The organism is Lactobacillus acetotolerans DSM 20749 = JCM 3825, from assembly GCF_001436775.1.
Lineage (GTDB): Bacteria > Bacillota > Bacilli > Lactobacillales > Lactobacillaceae > Lactobacillus > Lactobacillus acetotolerans.
In genome coordinates this window covers 1-1462 of record NZ_AYZC01000088.1, presented here as the reverse complement: position 1 = coordinate 1462, position 1462 = coordinate 1, and the positions used below count along the sequence as shown (strand labels likewise).

Annotated in this window: 1 protein-coding gene; it reads right to left on the bottom strand. The window is 38.4% G+C overall.

What is annotated here, in order from left to right:
* Positions 1–43: 43 nt before the first annotated feature.
* Positions 44–1321 carry an ISL3 family transposase gene (locus FC77_RS07580; RefSeq protein ID WP_056971017.1) on the bottom strand — a complete coding sequence of 426 codons (1278 nt, stop codon included), beginning with the start codon at positions 1319–1321 and terminating at the stop codon, positions 44–46.
* Between the last annotated feature and the right edge of the window lie 141 nt (positions 1322–1462).

Sequence of the window (1462 nt, the reverse complement as noted above, 5' to 3'; positions counted from 1 at the left end):
GGCTCTTTGTCAAATCCTGTTGATAGAGAGTAAATGAATAGAATCAGGCAGTCATTAAAAGGCTGCTTGGTTCTTTTTCTTTATATTGATTTTCCTCTAAACGAATTCTGGTTAATAGATTGATAAAATTGGAATAGCCGAAAGCTGTTCGTTCGATTTGCTTGTTTTTGCGGTTGAAGCCTTCAAGACAGCCATTAGAATCAGGCAGCGCCGCACCGTTAAGCACCGCTTTTAGATTGTATTTAAAAGTTAGCAGCGTCTTATGCATTAGGGTTCCAATTGAATCTTTGCTGGTAATCAATGATTTAAGCTCTTGAGTGTTGTTTGTTTCAATTGCTTGCATAAAACTCTGCATCAGGTTATATGAGTTCTCTAAAGCAGTATTGGCACTGATGCCTTCCATGACTACTTGAGCTTGTGTTAAGCAGTCTTTATAGTGCCAGTTGTAGCGAGGATGAATTTTTTCCAATTCATCATATTTCTTCAAGTATAGCTTCCAGGGAGATTTGAGCAGCTGATACTGTCTGGATCTTTTATCAAAGGTCTTCATGACTTTAACTCTGAGCGAGTTAAAAGAACGAGTAAGCATTTGAATCATGTGAAAGCGATCGATGACAATCTGAGCATTAGGGAAACAGGCTCTGACAATGTCCTGATAGTAAAAGTTGAGATCCAGCGTAACGGTTCTAACGTTGGCTCTGGCTTGAGGCGAAAAACGTCCAAAATACTTAAGCAGATTCTTCTTATAACGCGTTCTAAGAATCTGCACGACTTGATGACTATCGCCGTCTAAGCAGATAAAGTGCAGCTGACGATCAACGCCTTTGAATTCAGCGAAAGCCAAATGAGCTGGCAGATACTCATAGCTGTCAAGGAAACGGTGAGAGCAGCTGCCTAAAACTCTTTGAACAGTGTTGACAGAAACATTGTTTTCTCTGGCAATGCTGGTCATCGAACGATCTTCAGTTAACGCAGACAAAATTTTTAGCTTAGAGGCATTAGAAATAGAACAGTACTTGCTTGCCAATTCTGATTGTGCCATTGACCAGCGACTGCAATCACGGCATCTAACTCGCTGCTTAGCCAGTCTAATAGTTACTGGATGGCTGGCATTAGCTGATAAATAGCGAATGTTGGTAATCAGATGTCCATTATGCAGGAGAGCCAAGGAGCCACAGTAAGGACAAGCAGGCTGAATCAATTCTGCTTCATAGATTTTGTGCTTTTTCATCTGGACCATTTTGTAGAAATAGCCTTTGAAAACAATATTTTTTTCTTTAATATCAAGATCAAATTTAATACAATTATTAAAAGAGGACATAGAAACATACCTTTATTTATAAAATGTTTAGTAGGATAGATTTTTTATTACAGGGGACTATGTCCTCCTTTTTTATGCAATAAAAAACCTGTTAACAGCTTATCATATTGATAAGTCATCAACAGGAAAAATTATAGAGCC